The organism is Bacillus sp. FJAT-25509, assembly GCF_001420605.1.
Classification (GTDB): domain Bacteria; phylum Bacillota; class Bacilli; order Bacillales; family Bacillaceae_G; genus Gottfriedia.
In genome coordinates, this window is sequence record NZ_LJIZ01000032.1 from 228,187 (window position 1) to 247,552 (window position 19,366).

Annotated in this window: 16 protein-coding genes; all 16 read left to right on the forward strand. The window is 35.5% G+C overall.

All coding sequences use genetic code 11. The features are described from left to right. The first annotated feature begins 311 nt into the window (after positions 1–311). Positions 312–1,160 carry a MurR/RpiR family transcriptional regulator gene (locus AN960_RS20120; protein ID WP_056475384.1) on the forward strand — a complete coding sequence of 283 codons (849 nt, stop codon included), beginning with the start codon at positions 312–314 and terminating at the stop codon, positions 1,158–1,160. A 67-nt stretch (positions 1,161–1,227) separates the two neighbouring features. Then, entirely contained in the window at positions 1,228–2,037 is an 810-nt protein-coding gene (locus AN960_RS20125) for a GNAT family N-acetyltransferase (RefSeq protein ID WP_286131763.1), read from the forward strand. Positions 2,038–2,071: 34 nt separating this feature from the next. Continuing rightward, on the forward strand, positions 2,072–3,076 hold the full coding sequence (locus AN960_RS20130; protein WP_056475390.1) for a dipeptidase: 1,005 nt from the start codon (positions 2,072–2,074) through the stop codon (positions 3,074–3,076). Between the two features lie 50 nt (positions 3,077–3,126). Beyond that, complete coding sequence (menC, locus tag AN960_RS20135) at positions 3,127–4,272, forward strand: o-succinylbenzoate synthase (protein WP_056475393.1); 1,146 nt, start codon at positions 3,127–3,129, stop codon at positions 4,270–4,272. A 340-nt stretch (positions 4,273–4,612) separates the two neighbouring features. Continuing rightward, the gene (locus AN960_RS20140) at positions 4,613–6,040 is read left to right on the forward strand and encodes a serine hydrolase domain-containing protein (RefSeq protein WP_056475397.1); all 1,428 of its coding nucleotides are present in this window, start codon (positions 4,613–4,615) and stop codon (positions 6,038–6,040) included. 13 nt (positions 6,041–6,053) lie between these two features. Beyond that, positions 6,054–7,700 (forward strand): ABC transporter substrate-binding protein, encoded by a 1,647-nt coding sequence (locus AN960_RS20145; protein WP_056475401.1) that lies wholly within the window; start codon positions 6,054–6,056, stop codon positions 7,698–7,700. Then, on the forward strand, positions 7,700–8,635 hold the full coding sequence (nikB, locus tag AN960_RS20150; protein ID WP_056475404.1) for a nickel ABC transporter permease: 936 nt from the start codon (positions 7,700–7,702) through the stop codon (positions 8,633–8,635). Before AN960_RS20145 ends, nikB begins: the two co-directional genes overlap by 1 nt. Next, entirely contained in the window at positions 8,635–9,534 is a 900-nt protein-coding gene (locus AN960_RS20155) for an ABC transporter permease (RefSeq protein WP_056475407.1), read from the forward strand. Before nikB ends, AN960_RS20155 begins: the two co-directional genes overlap by 1 nt. Positions 9,535–9,553: 19 nt before the next feature. Continuing rightward, positions 9,554–10,534, forward strand: a complete 981-nt coding sequence (locus AN960_RS20160) for an ABC transporter ATP-binding protein (protein ID WP_056475664.1) — start codon at positions 9,554–9,556, stop codon at positions 10,532–10,534. Beyond that, on the forward strand, positions 10,531–11,505 hold the full coding sequence (locus AN960_RS20165) for an ABC transporter ATP-binding protein (protein ID WP_156339733.1): 975 nt from the start codon (positions 10,531–10,533) through the stop codon (positions 11,503–11,505). Before AN960_RS20160 ends, AN960_RS20165 begins: the two co-directional genes overlap by 4 nt. A gap of 59 nt (positions 11,506–11,564) precedes the next feature. Beyond that, complete coding sequence (locus AN960_RS20170) at positions 11,565–13,640, forward strand: S9 family peptidase (protein WP_056475415.1); 2,076 nt, start codon at positions 11,565–11,567, stop codon at positions 13,638–13,640. Between the two features lie 25 nt (positions 13,641–13,665). Beyond that, entirely contained in the window at positions 13,666–14,808 is a 1,143-nt protein-coding gene (locus tag AN960_RS20175) for a M20 peptidase aminoacylase family protein (protein WP_056475418.1), read from the forward strand. Positions 14,809–14,917: 109 nt separating this feature from the next. Next, complete coding sequence (locus tag AN960_RS20180) at positions 14,918–15,703, forward strand: polysaccharide deacetylase family protein (protein ID WP_056475422.1); 786 nt, start codon at positions 14,918–14,920, stop codon at positions 15,701–15,703. Positions 15,704–15,934: 231 nt separating this feature from the next. Continuing rightward, positions 15,935–16,414 carry a PH domain-containing protein gene (locus AN960_RS20185; protein WP_056475425.1) on the forward strand — a complete coding sequence of 160 codons (480 nt, stop codon included), beginning with the start codon at positions 15,935–15,937 and terminating at the stop codon, positions 16,412–16,414. Next, entirely contained in the window at positions 16,401–17,822 is a 1,422-nt protein-coding gene (locus tag AN960_RS20190; protein ID WP_082459608.1) for a PH domain-containing protein, read from the forward strand. Before AN960_RS20185 ends, AN960_RS20190 begins: the two co-directional genes overlap by 14 nt. Before the next feature lie 103 nt (positions 17,823–17,925). Then, positions 17,926–19,362, forward strand: a complete 1,437-nt coding sequence (locus tag AN960_RS20195) for an FAD-binding oxidoreductase (protein ID WP_056475431.1) — start codon at positions 17,926–17,928, stop codon at positions 19,360–19,362. Positions 19,363–19,366: the final 4 nt, after the last annotated feature.

Below are 19,366 nucleotides of genomic sequence, written 5' to 3' on the forward strand. Positions count from 1 at the left end.
CTAACTTTAGGGTTAGTCCTTTTTTCTTGTTTAAAAATAGTGTTATATAATCAGCAAGTGATAAACGTTCAACTCTAATCAAATGAAATGGGCATTTTTTTTCTTAACAAGATGATGGTAATTGTTGAAGGAGCAACACTAGAATGACAATCTAATGGTTTATTTTAATCTAGTATTTGCCCCTAGAACAGTTCCTAAGGTAACAATATATTATTTTTAGAAAATTTAGAATTTAATCTTGAATAAAAGAATAAACTTTAATATAATGAAAAAAAAGGAAATCCTTCAAAAAAGTGAATGGGAGATTAGGAATGGAAGAATTAAAACAAAAAGTTCAAGATGAGTTTGATAACTTTTCGAAGGGTTTAAAAAAGGTCGCGAAATATTTCCTTGCAAATCCGGAAGACTTCGCAATGGACTCAGGTGTTCAAGTTGGACAAAAGATTAATGTAAGCGAAACGACTGTTATTCGATTTTGTCATGCTCTAGGCTATAGTGGCTTTAGTCCATTGCAAAGGGATATCCAGAGCCGACTGTTGAATCGTAAAAGCAGTTTAGTTGAATATCATTCCGTGAAAAACAAGATGGACATGGATCGAGATTTTTCTAAGAAAATGATGCAAAAGGACGCAGAGTTAATATTGCAAACTGCTGAAGTACTAAACGAAGAGGAATTTAATGTGGCAGTAGAACGATTAAGTCAAGCTGAAAGGATCCTTGTTTCTGGTACCCGTTCTTCCCATGCAATGGCACATTGGTTTTCGTTTGCACTTGAACTCATTCGAGGGAATGTTAGGATGTTTAGACCAGATACGGATGATATTGTTTTACGCATGGGTGAAATGAATGAAAATAGTACTTTCGTAGCATTTTCATTCCATCGGTATGCATTAGAAACAATTAATATGGCTAGGGAAGCGAAATTGCGGGGGGCGTTTGTGATTAGTTTTACCGATTCCGAGGTTGCACCGATTCGAGAATATACTGATGTATTATTTACGGTGCAGCTACCAATCAAGTCAACACTAGATGTTAGTCCGGCAGTTTTTTCTCTTATGAATTCTTTACTTGGTGGAGTAGTTGTCAAAAATTCTGATCAGTTTATGAAGCGTACAAAGGCATATGAGAATTTTCATTTGGACCATTTCTTTGGGGAATAAAGGCTATCTTTTTATTAGATAATACCTTCACCTTCCTCTTAATTTTATAAAGAAAGTGGGTATGAAAATGTTTCAAATTAAACGATTGGAGGATATTGCTGAAATAGAATCCATTCAACGAATTGAAAAAGAAGTGTGGAATATGTCACCGATACCTATTCACCAAACATATACAGCATCTCATAATGGTGGGTTGATTTTAGGAGCTTTTCACGATCAACAATTAATAGGGTTTCAATATAGCTTTCCAGGGTATATGGACGGTAGATCCTATTTATGCTCCCATATGCTAGGAGTTTTACCTACCTATCAAAAAAGTGGATTAGGTAAAAAATTGAAAGAGGCACAGCGGAAGTATGCCTTAGAAATGGGCTATTCATTGATTGTTTGGACATTTGATCCATTAGAGAGTGTTAATGCTTACTTAAACCTAAATAAGCTAAAGGGGATTGGTGCTACCTACATCGAAAATCATTATGGCGAGATGACTGACTCACTAAATAAAGGACTGCCTACTGATCGTTTTTTAGTAGAGTGGTGGATTCGTAGTGATCATGTATGTAAGGCCCCAAGTAGGGTCGACTTACAGGGGTACAAACCATTAGTAGAAACAAAGCTTGATAACTTTGGTTTTCCGACAATTAGTAGAGAATATGAAATCGATTTAACGGAAGGTATTTATGCAGTCCCAATACCTGAAGAATTTCAACAAATAAAAAATAAAAGACCTGAGCTTGCAATGGAATGGCGGTACAAAACTAGAAAATGGTTCCAAAAATTGTGTGAAAATGGCTTTGCTGCTAGTGATGTAATCCGAAATCCAGAAGGAAGAGTAAGTTATTATATTTTTGAAAAACGTGAAAAATTATCTATTTAAGCTTCTAAACTCTTTTAAGGAGGAGAGATTTCTTGTGGTTAATTTTCGAAATAGTGCATTAACAATTGATGGGCACTTTGATATTTTAATGGATGTTCAGATCCAACGGGAAAAAGGAAGAAAAAAAGTAATTGAAACAGATTATTATCCTAGGTTTGTAAAAGGCGGAATTAATGTTATTATCGCTTCCATATTTATAGAAAGTGCATTTTTACCAGAAATGGCACTTCGCAAAGCATTAAGTCAAGTAAGTGCGCTTTATGAAGAAGTGAAAGAGTCTCCTGATAAATTAATGATCTGTTATAACGGAGCTGACATGGATCTTGCAAAGGAACAAGGAAAGATTGGTTTCTTACTCTCTCTTGAAGGAGCAGAACCGATCGGAACAGATCTTAGTTTATTACGAGTTTTTTATGAATTAGGGGTTCGTAATCTGGGACTGGTTTGGAGCAGGAGAAATGCGGTAGGGGATGGGAGTTTCTTTCAGCCGGTCCCTGAAGGAAGAAAGGGGGGGATTTCAAGCTTTGGAGTTAAGGTGATTAAAGAGGCAGAAAGACTAGGTATATCTATTGATGTATCGCACTTAAATGATGAAGGCTTCTGGGATGTCATTGAAATTTGTGAAACGCCAGTTATTGCTTCTCATTCCAATGCACGCTCGATTTGCTCAACAATGAGAAATTTGACGGATGAACAAATGATGGCAATTGCTTCCACAAATGGTGTAATTGGGCTTAATGCTGCTAGTATGCTAGTTTCTGAAGATGATTCTAAAAGTAATATTGTGCAGCTCGTTAATCATTTAGATCATCTTGTGGATGTAGCAGGAATTGAACATGTAGGAATAGGGTTAGACCTTTGTAATGACTTTATGAAATACCTATCACAAGATGATTTAGCTAGTTTGCCAAGAGTACCCTTCGATGTGATTGATGGCCATGACCAATTACCTCTTTTTATCGAAGAGCTAATGAATCGAGGGTATAAGGAAGTCGAAATAACAGCTATATTAGGAGGTAATTTTAGAAGAATTTATTAATAAAGTGAAAGGTTTTTACAAACCAGTTCACTTTCATAGGAGGTTTTAGAATGACCTATAGTCCAATCTCGATTCGGCAAATTACGTTGAACCGATTAAAAATGAAGTTAAATGATCCTTTCACCACAAGCTTTGGGACCTTTCAAGAAAAAGAGTTTTATGTCATTGAAGTAGAAGATGAGGATGGGAACATTGGGTTTGGAGAATCCGTTGCCTTCTCTAGTCCTTGGTATAGTGAGGAAACCGTTAAAACCAATAAACATATTATGGAAGATTTTCTCATTCCATTATTGTTTGATGCTCCTATTTATCACCCTGATGAAGTGTCTGAACGTTTCCAACCTATTAGAAAAAATAATATGGCAAAGGCTGGACTAGAAGGAGCAGTTTGGGATCTTTTTGCTAAACGACGAAAATTACCCATCTATCAAGCACTTGGGGGAAATAAAGATAAAATCGATGTTGGAATAAGTATCGGTCTTCAGCCAACAGTAAAAGAACTTCTTGAAATCGTGGATTCTCGTGTCAATGAAGGATATAAACGGATAAAGTTAAAAATTAAACCTGGGTCCGATTACGACATGTTAAAAGAAGTAAGAAGGGTATTTCCACATATTTCAATGATGGCTGATGCAAATTCTGCTTATACTTTATCTGATATAGAGTTATTAAAAAAACTCGATGAATTTAATTTAACGATGATTGAACAACCTTTAAGTCATGATGATATTATTGACCATGCCAAATTGCAACAACAGCTAGTAACGCCTATTTGTTTGGATGAAAGTATACACTCACTAGAAGATGCTAAAAAAGCAATAGAATTAGGTAGCTGTCGAATTATTAATATTAAAATTGGGCGTGTTGGCGGACTAACTGAAGCTAAAAGGATACACGATTATTGTTTAATGAAAGGAATTCCTGTATGGTGCGGAGGTATGCTTGAAGCTGGCATTGGACGTGCTCATAATATCGCCTTAACATCATTAGATCAGTTTATTTTACCAGGAGATACTGCTGCTTCGGCAAGTTACTGGGAGCGAGATATTATCGATCCTGAGGTAATAGTAGACCAAGGAGTTATTCATATTCCACAGAGATTCGGAATCGGCTATGACATAAATCGAGAGGCGTTAGAATACTATTGCGTCGAAAAAAATGTGTTCATAGAATCGAATTACAAAGTAAAAACTTAAAATTATGAAAAGTCAGAAAATATATTGACTAGAAATTCTAAGAGACTATATAATAAGTAAAAAGGAAATTCTTTATAATTCATAAAAATGAAGTATTTACTTTTTTTGAAGAAGTACTAATCACTTTAATTAAGTTAAAAAAACAACTTGAATCTTCTACTAATCAACTAATCAACTAATCAACTAATCTACCCCAAAAAAATCTTACTTTTGTACAAGTAATGTTCCTACCCATTTATTCGAAAATCTAACACTGTAAAGAGATTAACTTAAATTCTAGTAGTCACACCTAAAGTTAACTAATTTTAGGTTTAATAAAATATTAAGGGAGAGTGCTGTAATGGGACACAATGTTATGAAAAAAGTAAAAGAGTTTGAGGTTTATTGCAATGAAATAGTAGAGAAGTATCAAATTCCTGGCTATGTTCTTGGTCTAGCTAAAAATGGTGAATTATTTTATGAAAGCGGTTTCGGTTACCGTGATAAAGAAAATGAATTAGCATTATCCTCTGACACAGTACTTGGAATTGGCTCTGTAACTAAATCATTTACTTGTGTAGCAATTCTCCAATTACAAGAGGCAGGGAAATTATCGGTTCAGGATCCTATTATTAAATATTTACCTGAGTTTAAGACAAGCAATGATGAATATACAAAGCAGATGACGCTCCACCATTTTATGACGCATTCAGCAGGACTTCCACCAATTCCAAGTCTTTATGGTGCTATGAGTAAAACACTAGCATTAGATCCAAAATTTGATGACGACAATGAGGAACAAAAATCTCCTGATATTCCATACATTGCTACATACGAAGAATTAATGGAAACAATCGCTAAAGGTGAATATACACTGCTTGGTGCTCCAGGTACTGAATTTAGTTATTCTAATGACTGTTATGCTTTACTCGGTGCTGTTGTGGAGAGAGTCAGCGGTATAACTTATGAGCAGTACATGAAGGATTTTATATTAGATCCTGCTGGTATGAAGAATAGTGTCTTCCATCTTCATGAATTGGAAGGGCACGAAGATATTTCAAACTTATATGCTTCTAGAAAAAAAGATGATGAGACGATTGTGTTTGAGTCAAATAACCCATGGGATGCACCATCGATGCGTGCAGCAGGATTCTTAAAATCAACTGTAAACGATATGCTGAAATATGCAGAAATCTTCCGAAATGAAGGCAAAGTAGGAGATGCTCAAATTTTGACACCTGAGAGTGTTGAAGCCATGACTACTCCATATATTCAATGTGGATATACTGAATTCTATGGATACGGAGTAATGATTCATCCAGATTTCTATGGATATAAACTTGTTGAACATGGCGGTTCTATTAAAGGGGTATCAGCTCAATTGAATATTATCCCTGAGTTAGGTTTAACTGGTTTTTCGAATGCTAATTTAATAGGCGTTCCTTCTAAGAAACTTTTAAATAGCGCTTTTGCTGATTATTTGGAAAAACCATTAAAATCTTCACATTTAAACATATCGGAAATACATTTAGATGTAGATCAATTACAAGAATATGTTGGGAAATTTGTTTCAGGTGAGGGTGGAAAGGTTGAATTTTCTATCAATGATGATGGAAAACTTTGTGCTCAAATGGAAGGGATGGTAGACTCGCTCGTAAAACCGATTGAGGAAGACTGGTTTTTATTTGAAATGAGAGAAGATGAATATTCTATTCAATTTAAACGAGACGAAGAAGGAAAAATTATTCGTTGTGTATTTGGATTCAGACAATTAGTAAAAACGGAATAAGGAGGCTAATCAATTGCGTACAAAAACTGCACGTAAAATATTCCCAAGATTCGCACTGTTATCAGTGAGCGTTCTTACTATTTTTGCATTGACTGCATGTAATTCTACTGACCAAGCATCAACGAATAATAAGAAAAATACGACAAATACTTCAGTTGCACCACAAACAGGTGGAACGATTACAGTGGGGCTTTCGCAAGAACCAGATACTCTTGATATTCAAAAAACAGCAATGAGTACAGCCGATGAAATTTCAAATCGTTTAGGAAATACACTTTTAACTCTTGACCCGAAAACGAATGAAATTGCTCCAGGCCTTGCAGAAAGCTACCAAGTATCAAATGATGGTAAAACGATTACGTTTAAAATTCGTCAAGGTGTTACCTTTCACGATGGGTCGCCTTTAACATCAAAGTCATTTAAAGAAACATTTGACCGTATGTTAAATCCTGCCACTGGTGCACCTTTAGTTAGCTTTTTAGCTGGTGTAAAATCAGTTTTGACTCCAGACGATCAAACGCTAGTCGTTGATTTGGAACAACCATCGGCACCTTTTTTAAATAACTTAACAACTGGGTTTTTACAGCCATTATCTGTATCCGCTATCAATAAGGATGGAGCTAATTATGGAAGGAACCCTGTCGGAGTTGGTCCTTGGAAGTTTGAGAAATGGACAACGGGACAATCTGTTACATTAGATCGAAATAATGATTATAATTGGGCGCCATCCTTTTTTGCAAATAAAGGAAAGGCTTACCCAGATAAATTAGTGTATAAATTTATTACGGATCCACAAACGATGCTTGCTGCTCTTGATAGTGGTTCGATTGATGTCCTAGTAAATGCAGCTCCAAAAGATGCTGAAAGATATCGCAAGAATGATAAGTTTCAAGTCCTCGATGCTGATCAACAAGGGCTAGGATTATTCTTAGAGATGAATCTTGATAACGAATTGTTAAAGGATAAAAATGTGAGAACAGCATTGAATATGGCTATTAACAAAAATGCCATCATTAAAGCAGCTCTTAATGGTGAAGGAACAGCAGCATATGGACCACTTTCATCCTCTATTTTTGGATATGATCCGAATGTAAAAGAATATGGTATTAAATACAATAAGGATGAAGCTATCAAACTATTAGAAAGCTCAGGCTGGAGTAAAAATAGTCAAGGTATTATGGAGAAAAACGGAAAGAAACTAGAGTTTGATCTTTCAGTCTATAGTACACAAAGTCAAGCTGCACAAATCGTTCAAGCGATGTTAAAAGATATAGGCGTTATTATTAATATTAAACAAATGGAAACAGCAACCCTAATTCAAAAAGCATCTAAAGGAGAATTCGATCTTTCATTCTTAAGTTATTCTTATTCTGATCCTGACATTCTTTATATGCTATTCCATTCAAGTCAAATTGGTGGATTAAATCACATTCGAGTGAAAAATCCAGAGCTTGATGCTTTATTAGAAAAAGGCAGAACAACTACCAATGCTGAGGAAAGAAAGCAAATTTATGCTGACGCTCAAAAGTTGATTGTTGAAAATGCTTACTGGGTGCCAATCTATTCTCCTAAAGTGTTTTATATTGCCAATAAGAGAGTACATGATATCAAACTTCAGTCAACGAATATACTTTTAAATGATAGTTGGGTGAGTAAGTAATGACTCAATACATTCTAAACCGGATCATTTCAGCCATCATTGTTATCTTTGGTATCTCGATCCTCTCATTTTTTCTAATACACTTGATACCTGGAGATCCAGTCAAAATAATGCTCGGTTTAAATGCATCACCGGAACAAGTAGCAAAACTAACACACCATTTGGGGCTGGATAAGCCCCTTTTGGTTCAATATTTACAATACATTAATAATGTTTTTCACGGCGATTTTGGGACATCCTTGAAAACAGGTAGACCGGTATTGACTGAAATCTTAGATCGTTTTCCTGAAACAATAAAGTTAGCAGCATCTGGGATGATATTTGCCGTCATTATTGGAATCGCGTTGGGTGTTTTAGCAGCGAAATACAAGGATACGATAATCGATACATTTTGTACTGGCTTAGCAACCTTAGGCGTATCTATTCCGAGCTTTTGGTTAGGAATCTTATTAATTTTAGTATTTTCGGTGAAATTAAGCTGGTTTCCTATAGCTGATGGAACTGGATTCAGATCACTCATTCTACCTGCTATTACTTTAGGAGTAGTCATGTCTACTATGATTAGTAGATTAACTAGAAATGGAATGGTGGAGGTTTTATCAAATGACTTTATTCGTACTGCACGATCGAAAGGTCTAGAGGAGCGTCATATATTATTCCGTCATGCCTTTAGAAATGTGCTTATTCCAATCATTACTGTTATTGGATTGCAAATAGCAGCGCTACTTGGTGGTACGGTGATTATCGAGCAAGTCTTTAATTGGCCAGGTTTAGGTACACTATCCATTGGTGCGATAATGTCAAGGGATTTTCCGATGATTCAGGGCACTGTCTTATTTATGGGAGCTGTTTACGTTAGCGTTAATATATTAGTAGACATCGTTTACAGTTTAATCGATCCACGTGTTAAATTGAATGAAAAGGGTGAAGGGTAATGGCGAAATTGAGTGAGGCATATAAACCAATTGAGGCTCCCACTCTACGTAGGAAACCTAAACTTATTAAACTCACAACTTTCCATAAAATTCTTAGCTATAAGCGGGCTAAATACTGCTTAATTTTCTTACTATTAATTGTTTTAATTGGCATCTTTGCCCCATTTATTGCACCTTATAATCCTGAGAAGCCGTTCTATGATGCCATTTTACAAGCTCCAAATAAGGAGCACATTTTTGGAACAGATTCATTAGGAAGGGACGTATTTTCGCGGTTAGTTTATGGAGTTCGCGTTACTTTAACTGTATCCACACTGGCTTTAGGGATCACTTTAGTTGCTGGTACGTTTATAGGGTTAATTAGTGCATATATTGGCGGACTTGTTGATAACATTTTAATGCGTATCATGGATGTCTTGTTAGCTTTACCGAGCATTGTTTTAGCTCTTGCCATTGTCGCGATATTAGGGCCAAGCCTTACAAATGCCATGATTGCTGTTGGAATCGCTTCAATACCGGGCTTTGCTAGATTAACTAGAGGTGCTGTATTGACGGTGAAATTTTCTGATTTCGTCGAAGCAAGTCGCTCGATCGGTAGCTCAAATAGCTGGATTTTGAGAAGACAAATTTTACCCAATATTTTTGGGGTTCTACTTGTTTATACAACTTTATTTATCGGTGTTGCCATTTTAGATACAGCTGGACTTAGTTTCATTGGTCTCGGTGCCCAACCTCCGACTCCTGAATGGGGAACCATGCTCAGTGAGGGGAAGCAATATATTAATGACGCTTGGTGGTTAGCTACATTTCCTGGTCTAGCGATTACGGCAGTTGTGTTTTCAGTTAATTTTTTAGGTGATGTTTTGAGAGATGTATTTGATCCAAAAGCATCAGGGTAACGAGAAGGAGAGGGCGATTATGTCTAATGTACTAGAAGTAAGTGGCCTTACTACGGAATTTAAAAGTAAGCATGGTTCGCTTAAGATCATAGAGAACATTGACCTTACTGTAAAAAAAGGTGAGATACTTGGGATAGTTGGAGAATCGGGCTGTGGTAAGAGTGTGACTTCACTTTCTATCCTTCAGCTATTAGATAAAAAGGCTAAGATTGCTAGTGGTAGCGTTACATTTAATAATAGTAACTTAGTAGATAAAACTGAAAAAGATATGAGGAAAATAAGAGGTAATGAAATATCTATGATTTTTCAAGATCCTATGACATCTCTTAATCCTGTTTTAACGATTGGAATTCAAATAGGCGAAGTGATTCAAAAGCATCAAAAATTAACTGGATCAAATTTGAAGGAAAAGGTTGTACATTTATTACAATTAGTTGGAATACCACGTCCAGAAGCCATCTATCACGAATACCCACACCGTTTATCGGGAGGAATGAAGCAGCGTGTCATGATTGCCATGGCTATATCTTGTAATCCATCACTTTTAATTGCTGATGAACCAACCACTGCACTTGATGTAACAATTCAAGCCCAAATATTAGCTTTACTTAAATCCCTAAAAGATGACTTACATATGTCGATTTTGCTTATTACACATGATCTTGGAGTAGTAGCAGAGATGTGTGATCGAGTAGTGGTTATGTACGCTGGACAAGTTGTGGAAACAACGGATACAAGGACACTTTTGCGTAATCCTAGGCATCCTTATACAATCGGGTTGATTCAATCCACTCCTCATCAATCTAAAGGCGAAAAACGTCTAAAATCGATCCCGGGTCAAGTTCCAACTCCTGACAACTATCCAAAAGGTTGTCGTTTTGCTGACAGATGTCCAAAGGTATTAGGAATATGCAGAAATAGCCTTCCACCACTTATCGAAGTTGATAATCAAACATCTTGTAGATGTTGGTTGGTACAACAAAAGGAGACGTTCGTATGACAGCCCCCCTCTTACAAGTGAAACAGTTAGAAAAAAAGTTTAAGACCAATAAATCTTGGTTTAAACCTCCTCAATATGTACGTGCAGTAAATGGGGTTAGTTTGAATCTAAATCAGGAGGAGACCCTCGGGATCGTTGGAGAATCCGGTTGTGGAAAATCAACAACTGGTAGATGCTTATTACGCCTTATTGAACCCACAAGTGGAGAAGTATTTTTTCAAGGAACAGATATTACTAAACTTAGTAAAAAAGAAATGAATAAATTTCGTAAGGATATTCAGATGGTATTTCAAGATCCAATGGCTTCCTTAAATCCGAAACTGACAGTGAGAGAAATTCTATCTGAACCTTTAATAGCTAATCGTGTTCCAAGGAAAGAACATGATGGTTTAATTAAAGATACTCTTAGTTTAGTAGAACTATCTGAAAGCTATTTATCGAGATATCCACATGAACTTTCTGGTGGACAACGCCAACGTATTGGGATTGCGAGGGCAATTATTATAAGACCAAAGGTAGTCATACTTGATGAACCTGTTTCTGCACTTGATGTTTCAGTTCAGTCTCAAATTCTTAATTTATTACAAGACTTACAAGAAGATCTAGGTCTTTCATATATATTCATTTCACATGATTTGAGTGTAGTTGAACATATCGCACATCGAGTTGGTGTGATGTACCTAGGGGAAATTGTAGAAATTGCAGATAAGGAACAATTATTTAAAAAACCTCTGCACCCATATACGCAAGCATTAATCTCTGCTATTCCAAAGACGGATCCAGACGAACAGAAAGAGCGTGTCATTCTTACGGGGGAGTTACCTTCGCTAGACAACCCACCAAGTGGATGTTCTTTTCATCAACGATGCATATATGCTATGGATTCCTGTAAAACAGTTAAGCCTCAAATGAAAGAAGTAGACGGAAGAAGAGTTGCTTGTCATTTGTACAATGAAGAGAATAAACGATGATTAATGGATAGTGAAGCCAAATATTTGGATTCACTATCTTCATTTTGGAGGAGATATAAATGAGTTTAAGACTAACTATACCTGAAGATATTTATCGATTTGAATGGCCAAGTAATCCTGTAATTTCACCTGATGGGAAACATGTAATCTATGAAAAAACGAAAGCACGTCAGAATGAAAATGACTATGAATCCCATTTGTTCTTATCTAATATAGAAGGAAAAACGGATGAGCAACTAACGACGAACGGAACAAGTAATACTTATCCTATATGGTCGCCAAAAGAAAACTCCATTGCATATCTATCTAATTGTAGTTATGGTTCGCAAATTTGGGTTTTATCGTTAGACAGTAGGCAGGAGACCTGTCTAACTAAATTTAAACATGGCATTAGCTCAATTGTTTGGTCACCAAATAGTGATCTAATTTATGGTTTAGTGCCAGTAGCGCAAGACGGAGAAGTAGAAGTGTTTGATGAAAATATAAGTGAAGCGGAAGCCAGTGATGAAATCAATGGTCGAAAAAAGCTATGGCTAGAAGGTTCAAAACATTTCAATAAGCTTTATTACAAAAATGATGGGATTGGATTACAAACGCAATTCATTCGCCAACTTGTTTCGATAAATGTTAAAACTGGTGAGTTCAAACAATTAACGAATAGGCAAAATCATCTATCAAATCCTGCTATCTCACCGAATGGAAAATATATTTCTTTTACTTCCTTTAATGATGGAGAGAGTGGTCTTTATGGGGGAAGAATCTACTCTATACCTACTCATGGTGGAGAAGAAAAGTTAGTGTATCCTGAAGCAAATGCGCATTCGCCATCGTATTCACCTGATGGAAAATGGATTGCGTTTTTTTCATACCGTCATAATCAAATTCAATTATTTCTTATTCCAGCTGATGGAGGAGATGCAAGATGTTTAAGCAAACAATATCATGATACGCTAAATGATATGATTTTTACTGATATGCGCTTTTTGAAAAGTCCTTTAAAACCTGAGTGGTCCCAAAATGGAAAGTACGTTTTTTGCCTCGGAACTCGTGAAGGTAGAAATGAAATTGTCCGATTTGCTGTGGAAGATTCAGATGGAAGAGGGCTGATTGTAGTTGGCGGGGACAGAACTATTTTTCATTTCTCTTACAATGGGGATCAAACATTTGTTGTAGCCTATTCGTCTGTTAAACACCCTGGAAAAATTGCTGTGGTTAATGTTGAGAAAGATACAGGAAATCATTATAAAAAAAGAGAACCATCAGAAGAGTTTTCTATTCCAGAAGCACCTTCCCTTTCAACAAACGAAGTACGATTAGATCACTGTAATGATGCCTTATTATCTGAGGTAAAGGTTGTTAAACCAGCAGTCTTTTCGTATCTTTCAGAGGATGATTGGCAGATTCAAGGATTTGTTCTTAAGCCAGCTAATTTTGAAGAAGGGAAAAAATACCCCGTATTATTAGATATTCATGGTGGTCCCCATTCCTCGTTTGGCTATACTTATTTTCATCAAATGCAACTATTTTCTGCAAAGGGTTTTGCTGTTGTCTACCTTAATCCACGAGGGACATCTGGGTTTGGTACAGATTTTACGAATGCTGTGTGTGGTGATTATGGCGGGAAGGATATGAATGACCTTTTAAATGGGTTAAACGAGGCCTTACGTCGTTTTGATTTTCTTGATAAAAACAAGGTGGCAGTCAATGGGATTAGTTATGGTGGATTTATGGTCAATTGGCTAGTTACAAATACGGATCAATTTTTTGCTGCCGTATCAGAAGGCTGTATTTCTAACTGGGTGTCAATGTATGGTACTAGTGATATTGCCCCTGAATTTCTTGAAGTAGAGTTTTTTGGGAAAACGGATGTAGAATCACTTTGGAAACGCTCACCACTTGCTTATGTGGAAAATGTGAATACGCCACTTTTGCTTCTTCATAATGAGAGCGATTTAAGATGTCCTATAGAACAGGCTGAACAGTTTTACTCACAAATAAAGCGTAGGGGAGGAGAGGTTCAATTTACTCGGATACCGAACTCAAGCCACGCACTCCTTCAAACAGGAAAACCGACGCTACGAATTGAAAGGTTAGAAGCCATTCTAGATTTTGTAACCTCACATTTACCAGAATAAATTGCAAAAGGGAGATTGGCTAATTATGAATAAGATTAATACATGGGTTTCTAAGCATGAAGAATCCATAAAAACTACTTATCATTACCTTCATAATCATGCTGAAATTAGTTGGAAAGAGGTTGAGACAACTAAGTTCTTATGTAAACAATTAGAAAAATTGGATATTCCATACGAAACATTCGAGGACATAACGGGTGTCGTTGGATACTGGGGAAATAAAAATGAAGGACCAACAATCGGGATTAGATCAGATATGGATGCTTTGTGGCAGCTAGTGGATGGAGAATGGAAAGCGAATCATTCTTGTGGACATGATGCTCATATGACCATGGTCCTTTATGCCATTACTTGTTTGAAGGAAATTGGTTATGAACCTAAAGGATTGATAAAAATAATCTTTCAACCAGCAGAGGAAACAGGGAAAGGTGCCAAAGCAATAATTGAAAGAGGTGTTCTAAATGACGTGAAACTCTTACTCGGTCTTCATGTACGTCCTATTCAAGAATTGAAATTTGGAGAAGCGGCACCTGCTATCTATCATGGGGCTACTACTTTATTAAAAGGGAACATTAAAGGACTACAGGCTCACGGTGCTAGACCCAATCTTGGTATAAATGTAGTCGATTCACTTGGAGCAATCATTCAAGCAGTCAATGCGATAAAGGTAGACCCATCTGTTTCTGCATCTGCAAAGCTGACTATGGTTAAGGCCGGTGGAGATAATGTAAATATCATCCCAGACTATGCTGAGTTCGGAATTGATGTTCGAGCAGAACGAAATGATATAATGAAAGAGCTAATTAAAGATATTGAACATGCGGTTTTTGCAGCTGGAACGGCTAATCATGCAGAAGTTTCTATGGAAACCATTGCAGAAATGGTAGCTGCAGAAAAGAGTCCCCTTATGGAAGAGGTTATAAAAGCGGCAATCGTGGAAGCGATGGGAGTTGAAGGTTTGGCACCAGCGGTTATTACTCCTGGAGGAGAGGACTTTCATTTTTACAAAACAAACTTCCCTCATATACAAACAACAATGGTTGGCTTAGGAACAGATTTGGAGCCAGGCCTGCATCACCCGAATATGAGCTTTAATCTAGATTCTCTGTCAAACGGCGTTAAAATCTTAAGTACTGCTATAATCAAGATGTTGACATTATCACAATAAATGGATGAGGACTCGGTTGTTTACGAGTCTTTTTTATTTTGTAAGAGAATTAATTATACAAGGGACTGAATTTGGAACACTAATAGAAAAAGATAAAGGGAGGATTTTTATGCGAAAAATAACTTTATTTTTTCTATGTCTATTTTTGTGGATACAGTTGCCAGAAAAGACACATGCTGCAGACAAAATTCCAATTTTAATTTATCATAATATTGATGAGTTTACGGGTCATGGAGTAAGGGATTTATTTGTTTCACCAGAGAATTTCGAAAAACAAATAATTTATTTACGTGATCATGGCTTTACGCTTTTAACGTTTGAACAATGGGGAGACCGTAATAAAGTAAAGAAACCGATTTTTATTACGATTGATGACGGTTATAAAAATAACTTAAATGTATTAAAAATCTTTCAAAAATTGAAATCGGATACGTTTACACCAAAAGCAACTATATTTGCGATATCCGACTATATTGGATGGCCGGATCGTCTTTCAAGTGCGGAGTTAAAAAAGATGTCTGATTCAGGGATGTTTTCAATCCAATCGCACACTGCAACCCATCCAGATTTAAGGAAGATAGATGACTACAAGCATGAATTAAAAGATTCAAAAGATAAGATCCAATCAATTACTGGAAAAGCTGTGATCGCTCTCTCGTATCCTTATGGTTATCATAATGATAAAGTTATTGAGGAAACAAAAAAGTACTATACTTTTGCAGTAGCGACAGATCCGAAATATTTTGTAGAAAAAGGTACAAAGAATGAAGTCTATCTTTTACCTAGAATCTATATTAAATATGACACTACAATGGATGAATTTGCTAAGCTTGTAGAAGGACAAGCTAAAGTAATTGTAAATTTTAGAGAATCTGAGACTATTTATAACGAGTGAATGCGGTTTTCTCATAAGTCTTTAGACTTTATGAGAAAACCTTTTTTTATTGATCAGCTTTAAGATATTCTATCTATCATGAAATTGCTTAGTTAAATGATTAATTTTTTCTTTTACCATGGGGAAAATTACCTTTTTTTAACTTTGTCGATAAATAGGAGGTTTGTGAATAGTTTGTCTCATGGTATGATATAGTAAGTGATAGATTAATGAGATAGAAAAGGTGATTAAATGAGACCAAATCCATCACAAAGACCATCACCTAAAATGAGGTCAGTATGGAGAATAACATCACTATTAAGTAGTATCTCTTTAGTTGCATTACCAATTATCTGTTATTTTCTTATGAGATATTTTTCACTTCCCTTCTTTATTCTGATGATTATTATAGGTGTCGTTATAGCGTTAATTATTTTTTTAACTTTATTTTTACCAACACTTAAATTGAAATATACCGCATATGAGATTTATGAAAATGAGTTAGAAATCCAAAAAGGAATATTTGTTATTAAACGAATTGTAATTCCTATGGTCAGAGTTCAACACGTTACGACAGAAGTAGGACCAATACTGCGTCGATACGGTTTATCTACAGTGAATATTTCCACGGCAGCCACCACACATGAAATTGAAGGCTTAGAACACCATATCGCTGAGAAGCTTAGAGATAAAATTATCTACTTAGCAAGGATAAGTGATGAAGATGTATGAGCCAAAAAGACAACATCCAGCTTATATACTTACCGTATTTTTAGAACAAATTAAAAACGTACTAATACCACTAATTATACTTTTAGTTTCAGGTGGTAAAGGGTCTATGTTTCAATATTTGTTTGCTGCTGTTCTGATTGTTTTTCCAGTTGCTTCAGCAATTATAAAATGGTATCGATTTACTTACTATATAACTGAAGATGAATTTAGAATTCGTTCGGGATTATTTGTAATCGAAAATACATTTATTCAAAAAGAACGTATTCAGTCTTTTTCAATTAATGCTGGATTTATTCAACAGTTTTTTAATGTGGTGAGCGTACGAATTGAAACAGCTGGTGGAAAAAAAGCTGAAGGTATATTAAATGCAATACCTAAGGAAGTGGCACTTTCATTAAAAAATGAAGTATTAAACTCTAGAAAGAAAAAAGTAGGTTTGGGTGTAGCTGAGGAAAATAGTGTACAAGCAGTGCCATTAGTCGATATAAGTTTAACAATTGAAACGAGAAAACTTTTCTTAGCTGGAATCACTTCCTTTGAAGTTGGACTAGCTTTTGCCGTTTTAGCATCATTATTTTCTCAAATTGAGGATTTACTCCCGCATAGTATTTATGTGGCAATATATAATCAAATACAAACATTCACTTACATGATGTTTTTTATTGTATTTTTAGCTAGTTTATTACTTTCCCTAATTTTTTCAACCATTCGATACATATTAAAATTTGCAAACTTTACTGTCCAAAGAAGAGATGATCGAATTATTATTACAAGAGGGTTATTCGAAAAAAATGAATTTACGGTGTCTTTAAAACGAATTCAAGGAGTAGTTGTAAAAGAAGGGATCCTTCGTCAATTATTTGGCTATTCTACAGTTTACGTCGAAGCTGTTGGCATGGGAGATAAGCAGGAACAAGGTAGACATGTACTTCATCCATTTATTAAAACGAAGGATGTGCACTTATTCCTAAAAAATTTTATTCCTTCTATTAACTATGATGAAATATCAAACCGAGCACCAAAAAGAGCTCGAAAAACATATTATTCAAGAATGATTATTACTTTTCTTCTAATAGCAAGTGGAATTGTATTACTTCCATTTGTTCATTTCTGGGCTTATGGCATTGTTTTAATCGGTATATTTATTGGGGAATTAGGATTTAGAAATGCAGGCTATACATTATTAGATCGAACTGTGATCATTCAGTCTGGTTATTTCTCAAGAACAACTGCGATTTTACCAAAAGAGCGAATACAAGTATTGATCGGTGAACAAAGTTTCCTTCAAAAAAGGGTAAAACTAAAATCGATCTACATTACGATTCTTTCAAGCCAATTTGGTCGTACTTATCAGGTAAGACATTTAGATGAAAAAGACGTTAATCGAATGATTGGTTGGTTTAGTTAATAAATATTTGTACATTATTTTTAAATGAAGACGTGTATACATTAGTGTAAGCACGTCTTTTTTTAACGCTTAAATTTATTTTTTCTACTGGGAGGAAAAGAACTTGAGGAAACGAATATTTGTAGGAATACTCCTCTTAACCGTGTTTGTTACAGTTTTACATACGCTGTGGAACAAACCTGCACCATTAAGGCATGGAGTAATTGATGATGTTGGCCATCTTCTTCCTACTAAAATTGATCGGATTGTCAAAGGAAAGGAAGTAGATCAATTAAAGAAAATTGTAATCGATGCAAAAAAACAAGGGAAGACAGTTTCAATTGCAGGCGAGCGACATAGTCAAGGTGGTCATACATATTATAAAGATGGTGTGGTGATCGATTTAAAAACATTTAATAAGGTTGAAAAAGTGGATCCCGTTGAGAAGACAGTGATTGTTCAAAGTGGTGCAACATGGGGAGATATACAAAAAGCGATTAATCCTTATCATCTTGCATTAAAGGTAACTCAGTCACAAGAGATTTTCTCAGTAGGCGGTTCATTAAGTGTGAACGCACACGGTCGTGATATTCGGAATCACTCATTAGCTAGTACAGTTAATTGGTTTACATTATTAACACCTGAAGGGAAAGTAATGAAAGTAAGCCGCACAGAGAATAAAGAATTATTCCCTTATGTATTAGGTGGATATGGATTATTTGGAATTATTTTAGAAGTAGAGTTTCAACTAACAGATAATGAATTATATCGAATAGAAACAAAAACGATGGACTATAAGAAATATCCAAATTATTTTAACAAGAACGTTTTAGAAAACGAAAATGCAAGAATGCATATTGCTAGAATTTCTGTAGCACCAGATAGCTTTTTAGATAAGGTTTATGCAATTAATTATATGGCAACTTCCCGTAAAATGTCCGATTCAGATCAAGAGCTGAAGGATGATCATTCCGCTTTTTTACCGAAGTTGGCACTAGGTATGTCCAGAACTTCGGATATTGGTAAGGATCTCTTTTGGGATTTTCAATATCGCTTTATTCACTCCTTAAATGGAAACTATGAAACTCGTAATAATGTCATGCGTTCTGAAAGTAAGTTTATGGAATTCGATGACCGTCAAGATACACAAGTTTTACAGGAATTTTTTGTACCTGTAAATGAATTTGTTCATTACATTGATGATGTTAGAGACTATTTACAATATGAAAATTTAAATATATTAAATATTACGATCCGTTACGTTGAAAAAGATGATGAAACAGTCATGAATTATGCGAAAGATGATATGTTTGCATTCGTTGTTTTGATTCAACATGGTAAAGATAAAGATTCTGTTCAATATGCAAAAGAGGTAATTCAAAAGTGGACTGATATAACGTTGGAGCATCGCGGTACCTATTATTTACCTTATTATCCATATCAGTCGAAGCAACAAATGGTAACAGCATATCCAAAAACGCAAGATTTTTTCAATAAGAAAAGAGAGTTTGATCCAAATGGTGTATTTATGAATACTTTTTATGAAAATTATGGGGAGTAGTCCT

Bases quoted from the DNA above. Each gene is read 5' to 3' on its own strand.
- AN960_RS20120 (WP_056475384.1), top strand. From the start codon at position 312: ATGGAAGAATTAAAACAAAAAGTTCAAGATGAGTTTGATAACTTTTCG.
- AN960_RS20125 (WP_286131763.1), top strand. From the start codon at position 1,228: ATGTTTCAAATTAAACGATTGGAGGATATTGCTGAAATAGAATCCATT.
- menC (WP_056475393.1), top strand. From the start codon at position 3,127: ATGACCTATAGTCCAATCTCGATTCGGCAAATTACGTTGAACCGATTA.
- AN960_RS20140 (WP_056475397.1), top strand. From the start codon at position 4,613: ATGGGACACAATGTTATGAAAAAAGTAAAAGAGTTTGAGGTTTATTGC.
- nikB (WP_056475404.1), top strand. From the start codon at position 7,700: ATGACTCAATACATTCTAAACCGGATCATTTCAGCCATCATTGTTATC.
- AN960_RS20155 (WP_056475407.1), top strand. From the start codon at position 8,635: ATGGCGAAATTGAGTGAGGCATATAAACCAATTGAGGCTCCCACTCTA.
- AN960_RS20160 (WP_056475664.1), top strand. From the start codon at position 9,554: ATGTCTAATGTACTAGAAGTAAGTGGCCTTACTACGGAATTTAAAAGT.
- AN960_RS20165 (WP_156339733.1), top strand. From the start codon at position 10,531: ATGACAGCCCCCCTCTTACAAGTGAAACAGTTAGAAAAAAAGTTTAAG.
- AN960_RS20170 (WP_056475415.1), top strand. From the start codon at position 11,565: ATGAGTTTAAGACTAACTATACCTGAAGATATTTATCGATTTGAATGG.
- AN960_RS20175 (WP_056475418.1), top strand. From the start codon at position 13,666: ATGAATAAGATTAATACATGGGTTTCTAAGCATGAAGAATCCATAAAA.
- AN960_RS20180 (WP_056475422.1), top strand. From the start codon at position 14,918: ATGCGAAAAATAACTTTATTTTTTCTATGTCTATTTTTGTGGATACAG.
- AN960_RS20185 (WP_056475425.1), top strand. From the start codon at position 15,935: ATGAGACCAAATCCATCACAAAGACCATCACCTAAAATGAGGTCAGTA.
- AN960_RS20190 (WP_082459608.1), top strand. From the start codon at position 16,401: ATGAAGATGTATGAGCCAAAAAGACAACATCCAGCTTATATACTTACC.